The following is a 13,692-nucleotide window of genomic DNA, read 5'->3' as shown; positions in this document are numbered from 1 at the left end:
CCGCGCTCGCGGCTATCCGCCGAGTACCTCACCCTCGCGGCGGGGGTCGGCTCCACCGATCCAGCCACCGTCGGTTCGCTGTAGCGCGCTCAGTCCACTGGACTGGTCTGCAACCGACACCTGGTGGCCCATCTCGCGCAGCGCCGCGACCACGGGGTCGTTCTCGCCCGAGACGTTCGGGTGTTCGCCGCCGTAATTGGTCGACGGTGTGTTGGCCGCACCGAAGTCGACCATCGACACCGCCTGCTGCGGATCCATGCCCCAATCGAGCAGTCCCACCAATGTTTTGACGACGAACTGGATGATCACCGAACCACCGGGAGAGCCGGCGACGAGTACAAGATCGCCGCGCGCACCGTCGTCGCCCCGGTCGAAGACCAGCGTCGGAGCCATCGAGCTGCGCGGACGCTTGCCCGGCTCGACGCGGTTGGCCACCGGCGTGCCGTCCTCGGCCACCGGTGATGCCGCGAAGTCGGTGAGCTGATTGTTCAGCAGGAAGCCGTCGACCATGTGGAACGAGCCGAAGGCCGACTCGACGGTCGTCGTCATCGAGGCCGCGTTGCCCTGGCTGTCGACGACGGAGATGTGGCTGGTGCCGTACTCGGGATCGGTGGACGAGGCGAACTGCACCGGGCCGAAGTCGCCGGGCTGCGCTGTGCCCATGGACCTGCCCTCGTCGATCAGTCCTGCTCGCTCGCTGAGGTATTCGGGATCGAGCAGTGCATCGGGCGACCCACCGGGCAGGGGAACGAAGTCAGGATCGGCGACGTACTTGTCACGATCGGCGTAGGCGAGGCGCTCGGCCTCGGCGATCAGGTGCATGCCCTCGGCCGTCGGGGTTCCGCCGTTGGCGTCCATCCCCGTCGGCGCGTACTGCGCCAGATCGAAGTTCGACAGAATGCCCATCGTCGACGCCACCGCGATACCGCCCGAGGACGGTCCGGGCATCCCGCAGATGTCGTGATCGCGGTACTCGGTACACACGGCCGTACGGGTCTTGGGCTCGTACGCGGCGAGATCTTCCAGCGTGATCTGTCCCGGAGTGCGACCTGCGGTGGTGTCGGCGGTCGCATCGACGATGGCCTGCGCGATGTCACCGGTGTAGAAGGCGTCGGCACCACCGGTTGCGATGGCGGAGAGCGTCTTCGACATCGCCGGGTTGTTCAGAACCGTCCCGGCCGGCTTACCGGTGCCGTCCGGCTGCAGGAAGTACTCCTTGGACGCGGGATCGAGGGCGAGCTTCGGTGCCGAGTCGGCAATGGAGGACGCCATGCGCGGGCTGATCTCGATTCCGTTGTCGGCGAGACCGATTGCGGGCTGAAACAGGTCGCCCCACTGCTTGGTCCCGTGATCGTCGTGGGCCTGCTCGAGCATGCGCAGCACTCCAGGAACGCCGATCGACCGCCCGCTGGAACGGGCATCGGGTTGCGGCAGAGTGCGATTGACGTCGTCGATGTACCGCAGATAGTCCCCGGTGGCACTCATCGGAGCGGTCTCGCGGCCGTCGTAGCTCTGTACTTCACCGGTGGCCGCGTCGTAGTACATCAGGAAGGCTCCGCCGCCGATGCCCGAGGACTGCGGCTCGACGAGGCCGAGCACGGTCTGCGCAACGATCAGGGCGTCGGCCGCGGTGCCGCCGTCGCGCAGAACCGCACACGCGGCCTCGGTGGAGACCGGGTTGGCCGTCGAGACCGAGTAAGAGGCGGTCTCCACCGGGCTCATGTTCGATCGATACCCGGTCGCCACTTCGGGATTGGTGGAGATGTCGCCCGAACTCGCGCTCGGCGTCGCGTTCACAGGCGTACCTCCACTGGCACCGAGGACACAGCTGTTCTCGGCCGCGGAGTCGGGATCGGTACTCTCGCCGCTACTGCACGCGGCGAGCGGCACCAGCAGCAGGGCACAGGCAAGGACAGTCGAGCGGTGCACTCCTATTGCAGACACCGCCCGACGCTAACATCCGGATCACCTGCCGGGACGGGTCTCGGCGGATTCGAGAAGCCAGTGTGCGACGGGTGCAGGTCTACCGAACAGAAAGCCCTGCGCGAAGCGGCATTCGAGAGCCTCGATGATCGCAGCCTGCTCCTCGGTCTCGACGCCCTCGGCCACCGTGGCCACCGGCAGCGCCGACGCCATGGCGACGATGGCGCGAATCAGCTGAGTGTCCGATTCCGAACTGCCGATCTCGTGAACGAAGGACTTGTCGATCTTCAGCAGCGCGATCGGCATCGCGCGCAGCCTGCTCAGCGAGGAGTAGCCGATACCGAAGTCGTCGAGAACGATGAGCACACCCATCGCGGCGAGTCGGTCGAGAACGCTCTTCGCCGTGCCCATGTCGTCGATCAGGACGCTCTCGGTGATCTCGAGTGCCAGATCTGCTCCGTGGAGGCCGTACGTGTCGAGCAGTCGGGCGACGATGACCGGCAACGAATCGTCTCGAAGCTGCAGCGGGGACACGTTCACCGACATGGTGACTTTCTGCCCGTTGGAACGCAGTGTCACCAGATCCGAAATCGAGGTGCGCAGCACCCATTCGCCGATCTCCTTGATGAGATTGGTCGATTCGGCGATCGGGATGAACTCGTTGGGGGTGCGCACTCGCCCCTGCCAGTTCCAGCGCACGAGTGCCTCGTAGACGACGGTGGTGCGCGAGGTGGTCTCGATGATCGGCTGGTAGTACACCTCGAGCTCGCCGCGTCTGATCGCGCCGCGCAATGCGGTGGCGGTCTCGATCGCGGACGTCGCTCGCGCACGCAGCGACTCGTCGAAGAACGCGTACCGCGCCGCACCGAGCGATTTGGCGTGATACATCGCGGTGTCGGCCTCGCGGATGGCGTCGTGCAATCGGTCCGCGTCTGCGATTCCCACCGAGGCCGTGACGTATGCCGTCGCGGCGCTCAGGGGGAACGGCTCGTTCGTCCGATCGATGATGCGTCGGGCCAACGCTTCCGCTCCACCGCGATCGCGGCGGGTCAGCACGACGAACTCGTCACCGGCGTACCTGACCACGGTGTCGGTGGCACCGACTGCGGCCCGGATGCGTCCCGCTGCGGCGACGATGAGTTCGTCGCCGACGCGGTGGCCGTACGAGTCGTTGACCATCTTGAAGTTGTCGAGGTCGACGAACAGGACGCACGTGCGTCCCGGAGTCTGGGTGCGCTCGAGCCGGGTGAACTCCTCGTCGAGCATCGTGCGGTTCGGTAGGCCGGTCAACAGGTCGTGAGCGGCCAGGTATTTCGCGTGCTCCTCGCCGACCTGCACTCGGGTCAGCGCACGCTCGCCGCGTAGGAATGCGCCCACCAGGATCGATGCGAGCAACAGGGACCGGACGATCAGATCTCCGGTGGACACTGCCGAGCCCAGCAGCGGCACCGTGGCGCAGACGACCAGCAGCGTCACCACGAACACGACGCGGCGGCTGCTGTGCGCCGGTGCAGGAGTCTGCCGCTGCGAGACGGTGCGCATCGACGGATCGAGGGCGGCCATCGCCAGGGAGAGATACGCGAAGAGGTAGATGCCGTCGAGCAATCCCGAGGACGGAGCGTCGTCGGTGGTGGCCGCGAAGGCGTACGAGACGTCGCCGACCAGTGTCGCGACGAGTGCGATCAGGGCCCACTGCAGCGCAACGGTACGGGGCTTGGACGAGAACAGCAGGTAGGTGGTCAAGGTGATCAGCGCTGCGTCGATCGCCGGATACAAACCGTTGACCACCGTCGATGCCGATGAACGAGGAGATTCGAGGCCCGGGGAGATGAACAGCAACCACGACAGGAACAGGGTGCCGAGAAAGATCAGGCCGGCGTCGACGAGCGGAGTGATGTCGTCGATCGACTGACGATCTCGGATCCACCGCGAGAGTGCGTACCCGACGAGTGCGTACCCGGTCAGTGTGAACAGATCCGGCAGCAGCGGGAACGAATGACTCAGTGCGGTGGGATCGCTGCGCAGCGAGACCCCGAACATGAACAGCACCGAGGCACCGAACAGTGCCCACCAACAGCGCGAGTCGTCGGGACGGTATCGACGGATCGCGGCGCTGATGGCCAGTACCGAACCGACGGCGACGGTCGCGAGGACACCGGCCCGCACTCCGGCGTCGCCGAGAACGAAGACGGTGCTCGCGACGACGACCACTGCCACCAGTCCGGCGATCCGTTTGGTGTGCATGGCGAAGGGCGCAGCGACCTTCGTGTTCATCGAAGGACCTACTTCCTTCTCGCGCGTGGCGTTCGCATGGCTGTTCGCGGCACCTTCATCGGTGAATATACGTCTTTGCGCAGCGTGTTCGGGTACGAAGTCGGACCTGGCGGGCGAAGAACTTCAACAGATGTTGCGATTTCATCGCGGCGTCAACCAAGTGTTGACGATTTGGAGTCGTCAACCTAGGGTTGACGAATGACCGAACCATTGAAGATGTCCAACCCCGTCCGTCTCGACGACCTCATCGAGGCCATCGAGGAAGTGCACACCGATGCGCTCGACCAGCTTTCCGGCGCGGTGATCGCCGCCGATGCCCTCGGCGAGGTCGCCGATCACCTGATCGGACATTTCGTCGACCGAGCGCGTCGCTCCGGGGCGTCCTGGACTGCCATCGGTGCGTCCATGGGGGTCAGCAAGCAGGCGGTGCAGAAGCGCTTCGTCGCCAAGGGGGGCGACGATCCCGCCGATCTCGATGCCAATCAGGGTTTCTCGCGCTTCACCCCGAGGGCTCGCAACGTGGTCGTCGGCGCGCAGAACGAGGCGCGGGCCGCCGCGAACGACCGAATCACGACCGGGCACCTGATTCTCGGCCTGCTCGGTGAACCCGAGGCAGTGGCCGTGAAACTGCTGGGCGCTCAGGGCCTCACGCCCGAACGGATCCGCACGGCAGTGGCTGCCACGCTACCGGAACCGGCGGATCCGCTGCCCGCCCTCATCCCGTTCGACGCGGGATCGAAGAAGGCTCTGGAGCTGACCTTCCGCGAGGCGCTTCGGTTGGGGCACAACTACATCGGTACCGAGCACATTCTGCTGGCACTTCTGGAGAACGAGGACGCCACCCTCGCCGAGCTCGGAGTTCGCAAGCCGGCGATCGAGGAGGGCCTGGCGGCGGCCCTCGGTAGCTAGGAAGCGATGGCCTTCGCTCGTTCGACGGCCATGCGGACCTCTTCCTCGATCAGGTCACCGTTGATCGCGGCACCTGCCTTGACTCCGGCCGCGGACGCCGCCACCACGGTGTCCATCGGAGCGGCCACGTTGCCTGCAACCCACACCCCGGGCACCGATGTGGCACCGACGGGATCGGCCTCGACATACGTGCCGAGGACGTGATCGTTCATGACCATCTCGGTCGTGCCGATCCCGAGCGACACCAGGATGTCTGCGCGGGAGGTGAAGTTGGGGCCCACGACCAGCGCATCCAGACGGATCTGCGCGCCGCTCGCGAGTGTCACTCCGACGATGGCGTCGTTGTCGACATCGACCCGAGCGATCTCCTCGTCGACCACCTCGATGCCACGGGCGGCAAGTCGCTCGAGATCCGCCTGCGCCAATTCCGTTGCCGTGTGTGCGAACACGGTGACGTGCTCGGTGAGCTGACGCCACATCTGGGCCTGGTGCCCGACCATGGCGCTGCCGATGATGCCGATCCTGCGATCGCGTACCTCCCAGCCATGGCAGTACGGGCAGTGCAACACGTCGCGCCCCCAGCGACCGGCCAGGCCGGGTATGTCGGGCAGGACATCGGTGAGACCGGTGGTGACCAGGAGGCGGCGGCCGCGGACGACGGAACCGTCGGCGAGACTCACCTCGAACCCGGTGTCGGTGCGATTCGCGGACGTCGCGATGCCCTCGACGATGCGTGCGCCGTAGTGCCGCGCCTCGTCTCGGCCGAGTCGAACCAGCTCGAGAGGCGACTCCCCGTCGCGGGTGAGGTAGTTGTGGGAATGCGCTGCCGGAGCGTTGCGGGGATCGCCCGCGTCGACGATGGCAACGGAGCGTCGGGAACGGCCGAGAGCCACGGCGGCGCTGAGTCCGGCGACTCCGCCGCCGATGATGATCGCGTCGACCGGAGTGTGTCGATCGGTGTCTGTAGTCATCTGGACAGTGTCCGACCGAGGCTGTTGGTTGGCAAGAAATATTGCCGTAGCGGCAAATGATCAAACCGAAAAATACCGCTCGGCGTGAAAGATCGCCCGAAATCGGTACATCGCCGGATTGTGATCGTGCCGACTGGCGTCGAGGCTGTGAGAGGTCGATATAAGCGCGGATGCACCGCTTGAACAGGGTGTTCGCTCGAGGTCTACTGGTCGGCAAGAATCGAGCCGGGGGGGCGTATGGGGCACTTCGAGATCGGAGAGACCGTGATCACGGTCCGCAATCTGGGCCACGTGCGGTGGCGCAGCGGAATCCCGAAGGGAACCGTGGGAATCGTCGTCGGCGTCGATTGGCTCGGCGATGCTCGCGTGAACTTCGCCGTCGACGAGTCGATGCGCACCCGAGGCGAGACGGTGGAACACATCGTTGCCGACGGCGACGTTCGCACGCTGCGGGCCGCTCCCCGCCGTCTGATCGGCTAGTTGCCTGCGGTTCGCTCGTCGTCGGTTGCCGGACCGGTTTCGACGGCTCCGCCTTCGCTCGACCAATCGTTGTCCTCGGCCGCTGCGGCCGGATCGGACGTCACATCCGGTTTTGCCTCGGGGGCAGTGTCGGCGTTCTTCTGGTCGTCGTTCTGGGTAGTCATGATGCGGGGGTACCCGCGCGGCACCGAAACAATCGTCGGCCCCGCGCGGGCGAGCGTTCCGGTGGTCTCTACAGCCCGAAGGGCAGCGTTCCCGGTGCCAGCTCGAAGCCGCTGCTACCAGCGGAAATGGAGCCGAAGCCGCTGAGGATCTGGTTGATGAACGCGGTGATCATGTAATTCCTCTGTTCGATGCGATGGACTGTATGTCCCGGACAACCCGGTCGAGATTACCGGCAGCTGTAGCGTCGAAGCTGTGAGGAGCCAGGGAATTATCGTCGGTCTTGCTGTGTCGGCCTGCGTACTGGCGGGCTGCTCCTCGAATTCACCGGTATCGCAAGCGCCCGCTGGATCGTCGGAAGCATCCGCTGGGTCGTCCGATGCGGCGGTGCCGGTGAACTACGTCGCGTTGGGTGATTCGGCCGCGTCCGGCCCACGGATCCCCGACCAGGTCGGCGCACCGGGTTGTCAGCAGTCCGACGCCAACTATCCGCACGTGCTCGCCGAGGAATTGGCCGTGGGCTCCTTCGTCGACGTCACCTGCTCGGGTGCCGTCACCGAGAACATCGTCTCCACTCCGCAGGGCACGTCCAGCGGTGAGGTACCGGTGCAACTCGATGCACTGAGCCCGGACACCGATCTGGTGACCGTCACGATCGGCGGTAACGACATCGGGCTGGTCTCGACGGCCGTGCAGTGCCTGACGTTCGCGGACACCTCGGCCACCAACGTCTGCAGGGACCGCCTCACCGCAGGCGGCGTCGACACCGTGGCCGCGGCGATCGCCGACAGCGCACCGAGCTGGGGTGCGATGCTCGACGCGGTGGCCGAGCGTGCGCCCGATGCGCGGATTCTCGTGGTCGGCTACGGCACCTACCTGCCGGACGGCGGCTGCTTCCCCACCCAACCGATGCTCCCCGAGGACGCCGACTACATCCAGGGCAGCATCACCGCGATGAACGAGGCCCTGCGGACCCAGGCCGAAGAGCACGGTGCCGAGTTCGTCGACACCGAGGCGCTGAGTGTCGGCCACGACGTGTGCGTGGCCCCCGATCAGCGGTACTTCGAGGGGGTCGTCCCGCAGAATCCCGCGGCACCGTTGCACCCGACGGCAGCCGGGATGGCAGCGATCGCCGACGGGGTGGCCACCCTCGTGCGTGCCGGATAGAGACCACGACACCGTAACTGGCTCTTCTCGGTCGGTACGTCGGCGTGAAGAGTTGTCCGCATGGTCTCGATTTCTGCTGTTGTCGGAGTGTTCGCCGTGGCTCTCGCGTTGGTTCTGACCCCGGGGCCCAACATGATCTACCTCGTCTCGCGGAGCATCTCGCAAGGGAAGCGGGCGGGACTGGTGTCGTTGGCCGGCGTCGCGCTCGGTTTCCTGGTCTATCTCACCGCCACCAATCTCGGCTTGGCAGCGGTCTTCTCGGCCGTGCCTGCGTTGTACACCGCGGTCAAGCTCGCCGGTGCCGCCTACCTCGCCTGGTTGGCTGTGCAGGCGCTGCGCGGTTCGGTGTCGGCCTTCGAACCGACCGAGCTGCAACAGGATTCGACCCGTCGGCTGTTCACGATGGGGTTGGTGACCAACCTGCTGAACCCGAAGATCGCGATCATGTACATCTCGGTCATCCCGCAGTTCGTCGATCCCGCGGCCGGACACCTTCTGCTGCAGGGATTCACGCTCGGTGGCGTACAGATCGCCGTGGCAGTAGCGGTCAATCTGGCGATCGTGGTGCTGGCCGGATCGATCGCTCAGTTCCTGGCCGTTCGGCCCACGTGGCTGAGGGTCCAGCGCTACGTCATGGGCACGGTACTCGGACTGCTCGCCGTGCGCGTGGCGACCGACGGAGGCAGACCGGTCCCGGCTTGAGCCCTGTATGCGCGCCAGCCGCCGAATTCGGTGATGTCGGTGCCGTTCTCGGCTGCGTCGTGCGCGCAGCAGAATCCGGTGACCCAGCGACCGTCGGACAACTCGACCGGACCCAGACCCATCGGCGCGGGCAATACCGCGAGGAACGTTCCGAGGGCGGCGGCGGACATGCGATACAACTCTCCCGAGATGGGAGCGCCGTGGCCCGCACGCCGTACGAGACCGGGCTTGGGCGGGGTGGTGTGCAGATCCACGAGTCGGTAGTCCGCCGTGGTCGTCACCTCGCCGATGAAGCGTGCACCGCGATCGGTCAGCTGGTGGTGCACGGGAAAGCCGCGCAGGTGCGCTCCGACGGCCAACACCTCGATACCGTCGTCGATCAGCGAGGGTGACGCGACGCCGCTCAGCTGTGCAGCGAGGTCGATCGCGATCTGATCCTCGAATGCCGGCACCACGACCATGACGCCGAACGGGTTGCCGTCGTGCGTCGAGGCTCCGGGAACGGCCACCGCGGCCATGTCGAGCAGATTGCAGAAGTTGGTGAACGTACCGAGGCGTCGGTTGATGCCGACCGGATCCGATTGCACCGCAGCGATGCTCGGATGCTCGGTGGTGGTGGGCAACAGCAGGCCGTCGAACCCGTTCAGGAGTGCGCGGGCCGCGGTCTCGGCTCCGGCGAGAGCGGCGAGATCGTCGACGTACCGGTGTGCGGACGGCGTTGCCGCCGAGCGAACGATCGCGGACACCGTGGGATCGGCACCGGCAGGCGCGGTGTCGAGGAACTCTCCGACGGCCGAATACCGCTGGGCCACAATCGCTCCGTCGTACAGCAGTGTTGCCGCGTCCAGCAGCGTCGAGATGTCGACCTCGGCGTGGGCAATACCCTTCTCGGCCAGGCCGGCCACCGTCGCCTCGAATGCCCGACGGTACGCCGGACTCAGCGACGTCAGATCCTCACCTCGTGGGACGGCGACGCGGGACTGCGGGGACGCGGCGAGCCGTACGTCGGAAGGCCAGGCCCGGCTGCGTGGATCGGTGGCGGTGGGCCCGGTCATGACTTTCATCGCCGCAGTGGCACTGTCCAGATCGCGCGCGAGAACTGTGACGCAGTCGTAGTCGGCGCAGGCGGGCACGACGCCGGTGTTCGGCACGATACCCAGTGAGCTCTTGATGCCCACCAGGCCATGGAAGGCTGCGGGCACTCGACCCGATCCGGCTGTGTCGGTGCCGATTCCGATGTCCGCGATGCCCAGTGCCACCGCGACGGCGGAACCGGAGCTCGAGCCTCCCGAGATCAGTGTCGGATCCCAAGCGCAGCGGACCGCGCCGTAGGGGCTGCGGGTGCCGACCAGTCCGGTGGCGAACTGGTCCAGGTTGGTCTTGCCGAGCACCAGTGCGCCCTGGCTCGTCAGTCGCTCGACGGCGACAGCGGAAATGCTGGGTGTGTAGGCGAATTCGGGGCATGCTGCGGTGGTGGGCAGGCCGGCGACGTCGATGTTGTCCTTGACTGCGACGAGCACACCGGCGAGCGGTAGATCCGCACCGGCCGCGACCGCCTCGTCGAGGGCGACGGCCTCGGCCAGCACGTCGTCCTCGTCACGCAGGGTGATCCACACCTCCGGCCGATCGACCTCGGCAATTCGCTTGTATGCCTGCAGAACTCGTTCTCGTACCTCAGGCTGCATCGGTCCTGCCCTTCGTCGTATCGAATTCGCCTGCTGCCGACCATGCGTCGCGTTCGGCACCGAAGGCGACGGCCTGCGTCGCGCGGAACTCGGCGATGGAGTCCGCGTTGGTGTCCAGGAAGTTCTCGTGCTCGGCGAGGGAGAACTCACCGTCGGTGATCTGCACTCCGCCGCTGCGGCCGGCTGCCAGATCTGCGCGCAGGTCCATCAGTTCCTCGGGCTCGACCGGGTACCAGGAGATTCGGTCGAAGAACCGGAGCAGCCACGGGGTGCCTTCCTCGAACGGTCCGCCGCTGTAGGCGGCGCTGTGGTTCCACACCTGCGTGGTTCGACCCACGAACTGGTATCCACCGGGACCCTCCATCCCGTAGATGCACAGGTACGCCCCACCGATGCCGACGGCGTTCTCCGGCGTCCACGTGCGCGCCGGGTTGTACTTGGTCGTCACCAGTCGGTGCCGCGGATCCAACGGTGTCGCCACCGGTGCACCCAGGTACACGTCACCGAGACCGAGGACCATGTAGTCGGCGGCGAAGACGGTGTCGAACACCTCTGCCACCGAATCGAGTCCGTTCATCCGCCGGATGAACTCGATGTTCCAGGGGCACCACGGGGCGTCGGCGCGCACACCGTGCATGTATCGCTGGATGGCCTCGCGGGTCGAGGGGTCGTCCCACGAGAGCGGCAGCCGAACCTGGCGGCTGGGGACCACGAGCTCCGAGGCCGCGGGTAGTTCGTCCTCGACCTCGGACAGCAGACCCATCAACGAATCGATGGACAGCACATCGGGATTCACCTTCACCTGCAACGAGCGGATCCCGGGAGTCAGGTCCACCAGGCCACGGGGCGCGAGGGCCTCGACGCGCTGATGGAGGGCGTGCACCCGGGCGCGCAGGGCCAGATCGAGTTTCATGTCGCCGTACTCCACGAGCACGTTGTCGTCGCCCGAGCGACGGTAGGTGACGCACGTATCGGCGTCGCGTCGAGCGATCACTCCGTCGTCGCCGTCGCCGCCTGCGGAGAACACCGCGGGCAGAGACGCGCGGCGAGCGAGACCGAGTGAACCCAGCGGCGCCGTGGACGCGGCCTTCACGGGCACGAATCGGATGGTGTCGCCCGGCCTCAATTGACCGAGCTTCCAGCGTTCGGCGGCCACGACGGTGACGGGGCAGACGAAGCCGCCCAGGCTCGGACCGTCGGGTCCGAGCAGGATCGGGGTATCGCCGGTGAAGTCCAACGCCCCGACGCTGTAGGCGTTGTCGTGGATGTTCGACGGGTGCAGTCCGGCCTCGCCGCCGTCGGGCCGAGCCCACTGTGGCCTCGGTCCGATCAGTCGGACTCCGGTGCGATCGGAGTTGAAGTGCACCTCGTAGCGGGTGGCGTAGAGGGTGTCGATGTCCTCGCGGGTGAAGAACTCCGGTGCGCCGTGTGGGCCCTCGGTGACGGCGATGTCCCAGCTCGACGTCAGCACCGGCAGGTGTTCCATGGGAATCGGACCGAGAACGGCGGAGTTGTCGGAGCGGCCGGCCAGTGCGATGACGTCGCCCTCGCCGAGCACGCCGCCGCGATGTCCGCCGAACTTGCCGAGCGTGAACGTCGCTGCACTGCCGAGGTAGTCGTCGACATCGAAGCCGCCCTGGACGAGCACGTAGACCCGCAGACCCGAACCGGTGGTGGTGCCGACGTCGAGGGTGGCACCGGCGGGTACCAGGACCGGCTTCCACTGCGGGGCCGCGCGGCCGTCGATGCGCACCGGTACCGCGGCACCGGTGACGCAGACGTAGGTGTCGGCATCGAACGTCAATGCCGGCCCGGCCATGGTGGATTCGAGTCCCGGAGTGCCCTCGGGGTTGCCCAGGGCGACGTTGCCGAGCCGGAACGACAGGTCGTCCATCGGTCCCGACGGCGGTACGCCCACCTTCCAGTAGCCGACGCGGCCCGGCCAGTCCTGCACCGTGGTGAGCATTCCCGGCCGGTGGACTGTCATCTTGGTCGCGTTCATGCCCCCGCCGACTCTCGCGTCACGATCATCCGGACCGCAGTGGGGTCGAATCCGTTGCAGGGGTTGTTGATCTGTGGGCAATTGGAGACGAGCACGAGGGTGTCGATCTCGGCACGCAGTGAGAGTTTCTTCCCGGGAGCCGAGAGACCGTCGACGATGCCGAGGGTCCCGTCGGCGTCGACGGGCACGTTCATGAAGAAGTTGATGTTGGGTGCCAGATCTCGCTTGCCGAGGCCCCACTTGGATCCCTCGATCAGGAAGTTCTCGACGCAGGCGTGCTGGTGCTGAGTGTGGTGGCCGTAGCGCAGGGTGTTCGACTCCTTGGAGCAGGCACCGCCGACGGTGTCGTGGTTGCCGACCTCGTCGTCCACGATCGTCATCAGCGGCGTCGAGTCATCGCTGCGCAGAACGGAACCGGTGGTGAGGAACAGGTTCTGTTGCGCGGAGACCGTCGCGGCGGCGGAGTATCGGATGGAACGATCGTGCGCGCCGTACAGCAGAGTGTCGACGGCTTGATTGCCGTACAGGTCGACGATCGTCAGGATGTCACCGGCTTCGACCACGGCGGACCACGGACCGAATGCGGGGGCGATCTCGTCTTTCACGATCACTGCACTGGTGGTCACTGTGCTGCCTTCCATGCGTCCTCGGTGTTCTGCACTGCGCGTAGGTATTCGGGTTCGGTGTTGTCGAGCGTGAGCAGTTCCTCGGGTGCCCGCCAGGCCAACACGTCGAGGGCGGTGGTGGGGAATTCGGACCTCGGGTCGAGTGGGTGAGCGGTGTTGGCGAGCAACACGATCACCGGCAGGTGGATCAGCAGATCCACCGACTTGCCCGCTCCTGCGGATCCGGTGCTGACCAGAGCGCCGTCGGCGGCGACGGTGACGCCGTGGAAGAACGACAGGGACGGCGCGACGTCCCGCGGTTCGAGTCCGTGCTTGGCCGCGGCGAGGGTGAACAGTTCTCGACCGGCCGGAGCCGACGAATGTGGTCCGCTGTCTCCGTATTTGGCGACGTTGGTAGCGGTCGAGGTGGTGCCGCACAGTGCGTCGTGGCGGCCGGAGGTGTCGCCGACGACGGTGGCCAGAACACGGCCCTGGTCCGAGAGCAGGGGATGACCCGAGCTCAGATACGCCTGCCACGGCACCTTGACGGTGTCGGCGGTGTTGAGCCGTTCCCATGGTGCGTCGGCGCGGTACAGCAGCAGATTGGCGCAGGCGTCACCGTTCACGTCGACGAGGCGCAGCCGGGTTCCGCGTGCGAGGACCTTGGTGGTGTAGCTGCCGCCGGGGACCGATTCGGCCCAGGTGAGTTCCGAGATGCCCGCCGGTGCAGTGGGTGCAGGCGCGACGGTGGCCTGGGATCGTGCGTGTTCCCTGGCCGAGTGGGTGGTTGCGGTTGCCGTGCTCATGGTGAT

Annotated in this window: 12 protein-coding genes; 4 read left to right on the top strand and 8 right to left on the bottom strand. The window is 66.5% G+C overall.

Annotation, left to right across the window (positions count from 1 at the left end; translation table 11 throughout):
* Positions 1-12: 12 nt before the first annotated feature.
* Both ggt and CH296_RS08935 read right to left on the bottom strand, forming a co-directional pair.
* The gene (gene ggt, locus CH296_RS08940; protein WP_094684535.1) at positions 13-1,944 is read right to left on the bottom strand and encodes a gamma-glutamyltransferase; all 1,932 of its coding nucleotides are present in this window, start codon (positions 1,942-1,944) and stop codon (positions 13-15) included.
* 21 nt (positions 1,945-1,965) lie between these two features.
* Positions 1,966-4,197: a bifunctional diguanylate cyclase/phosphodiesterase gene (locus CH296_RS08935; RefSeq protein WP_094646187.1), complete on the bottom strand. Its 2,232-nt coding sequence runs from the start codon at positions 4,195-4,197 to the stop codon at positions 1,966-1,968.
* A 198-nt stretch (positions 4,198-4,395) separates the two neighbouring features.
* Between CH296_RS08935 and CH296_RS08930 the strand changes: the two genes are divergently transcribed.
* Positions 4,396-5,106 carry a Clp protease N-terminal domain-containing protein gene (locus CH296_RS08930; protein ID WP_179277673.1) on the top strand — a complete coding sequence of 237 codons (711 nt, stop codon included), beginning with the start codon at positions 4,396-4,398 and terminating at the stop codon, positions 5,104-5,106.
* Here the strand turns inward: CH296_RS08930 and CH296_RS08925 are convergent.
* Positions 5,103-6,077, bottom strand: a complete 975-nt coding sequence (locus tag CH296_RS08925) for an NAD(P)/FAD-dependent oxidoreductase (RefSeq protein WP_094684534.1) — start codon at positions 6,075-6,077, stop codon at positions 5,103-5,105. The two genes, CH296_RS08930 and CH296_RS08925, sit on opposite strands and share 4 nt — an antisense overlap.
* 264 nt (positions 6,078-6,341) lie before the next feature.
* On the opposite strand from CH296_RS08925, the gene CH296_RS08920 reads away from it, so the two are divergent.
* Entirely contained in the window at positions 6,342-6,557 is a 216-nt protein-coding gene (locus CH296_RS08920) for a hypothetical protein (protein ID WP_032397313.1), read from the top strand.
* Here CH296_RS08920 and CH296_RS28885 read toward each other — a convergent pair.
* Complete coding sequence (locus CH296_RS28885; RefSeq protein ID WP_176459194.1) at positions 6,554-6,721, bottom strand: hypothetical protein; 168 nt, start codon at positions 6,719-6,721, stop codon at positions 6,554-6,556. The two genes, CH296_RS08920 and CH296_RS28885, sit on opposite strands and share 4 nt — an antisense overlap.
* Before the next feature lie 253 nt (positions 6,722-6,974).
* Between CH296_RS28885 and CH296_RS08915 the strand changes: the two genes are divergently transcribed.
* Positions 6,975-7,886: an SGNH/GDSL hydrolase family protein gene (locus tag CH296_RS08915; RefSeq protein WP_256980387.1), complete on the top strand. Its 912-nt coding sequence runs from the start codon at positions 6,975-6,977 to the stop codon at positions 7,884-7,886.
* A gap of 60 nt (positions 7,887-7,946) precedes the next feature.
* The gene (locus tag CH296_RS08910) at positions 7,947-8,588 is read left to right on the top strand and encodes a LysE family translocator (protein ID WP_032396867.1); all 642 of its coding nucleotides are present in this window, start codon (positions 7,947-7,949) and stop codon (positions 8,586-8,588) included.
* On the opposite strand, the gene atzF is transcribed toward CH296_RS08910, so the two are convergent.
* Genes atzF through CH296_RS08890 form a run of 4 tightly spaced genes read right to left on the bottom strand, consistent with a single transcriptional unit; the run spans position 8,513 to position 13,686 of the window.
* On the bottom strand, positions 8,513-10,273 hold the full coding sequence (gene atzF, locus CH296_RS08905; protein ID WP_094684533.1) for an allophanate hydrolase: 1,761 nt from the start codon (positions 10,271-10,273) through the stop codon (positions 8,513-8,515). The two genes, CH296_RS08910 and atzF, sit on opposite strands and share 76 nt — an antisense overlap.
* The gene (locus CH296_RS08900) at positions 10,263-12,275 is read right to left on the bottom strand and encodes a 5-oxoprolinase/urea amidolyase family protein (protein ID WP_094684532.1); all 2,013 of its coding nucleotides are present in this window, start codon (positions 12,273-12,275) and stop codon (positions 10,263-10,265) included. Before CH296_RS08900 ends, atzF begins: the two co-directional genes overlap by 11 nt.
* On the bottom strand, positions 12,272-12,916 hold the full coding sequence (locus CH296_RS08895; protein ID WP_032396865.1) for an urea amidolyase associated protein UAAP2: 645 nt from the start codon (positions 12,914-12,916) through the stop codon (positions 12,272-12,274). The genes CH296_RS08900 and CH296_RS08895 overlap by 4 nt, the downstream gene beginning before the upstream one ends.
* A complete protein-coding gene (locus tag CH296_RS08890; protein ID WP_094684531.1) occupies positions 12,898-13,686 on the bottom strand; it encodes an urea amidolyase associated protein UAAP1 in 789 nt (262 codons plus the stop codon). Before CH296_RS08890 ends, CH296_RS08895 begins: the two co-directional genes overlap by 19 nt.
* Positions 13,687-13,692 lie beyond the last annotated feature (6 nt).

This window comes from Rhodococcus sp. 14-2496-1d, assembly GCF_002259365.1.
Taxonomy (GTDB): domain Bacteria; phylum Actinomycetota; class Actinomycetes; order Mycobacteriales; family Mycobacteriaceae; genus Rhodococcoides.
This window is presented reverse-complemented; position numbering and strand designations above follow the sequence as displayed.

Coding starts and splice junctions, on each gene's coding strand:
- CH296_RS08895 (WP_032396865.1), bottom strand. CDS start 12,916: ATGGAAGGCAGCACAGTGACCACCAGTGCAGTGATCGTGAAAGACGAG.
- CH296_RS28885 (WP_176459194.1), bottom strand. CDS start 6,721: ATGACTACCCAGAACGACGACCAGAAGAACGCCGACACTGCCCCCGAG.
- atzF (WP_094684533.1), bottom strand. CDS start 10,273: ATGCAGCCTGAGGTACGAGAACGAGTTCTGCAGGCATACAAGCGAATT.
- CH296_RS08910 (WP_032396867.1), top strand. CDS start 7,947: ATGGTCTCGATTTCTGCTGTTGTCGGAGTGTTCGCCGTGGCTCTCGCG.
- CH296_RS08890 (WP_094684531.1), bottom strand. CDS start 13,686: ATGAGCACGGCAACCGCAACCACCCACTCGGCCAGGGAACACGCACGA.
- CH296_RS08935 (WP_094646187.1), bottom strand. CDS start 4,197: ATGAACACGAAGGTCGCTGCGCCCTTCGCCATGCACACCAAACGGATC.
- CH296_RS08925 (WP_094684534.1), bottom strand. CDS start 6,077: ATGACTACAGACACCGATCGACACACTCCGGTCGACGCGATCATCATC.
- CH296_RS08900 (WP_094684532.1), bottom strand. CDS start 12,275: ATGAACGCGACCAAGATGACAGTCCACCGGCCGGGAATGCTCACCACG.
- CH296_RS08930 (WP_179277673.1), top strand. CDS start 4,396: ATGACCGAACCATTGAAGATGTCCAACCCCGTCCGTCTCGACGACCTC.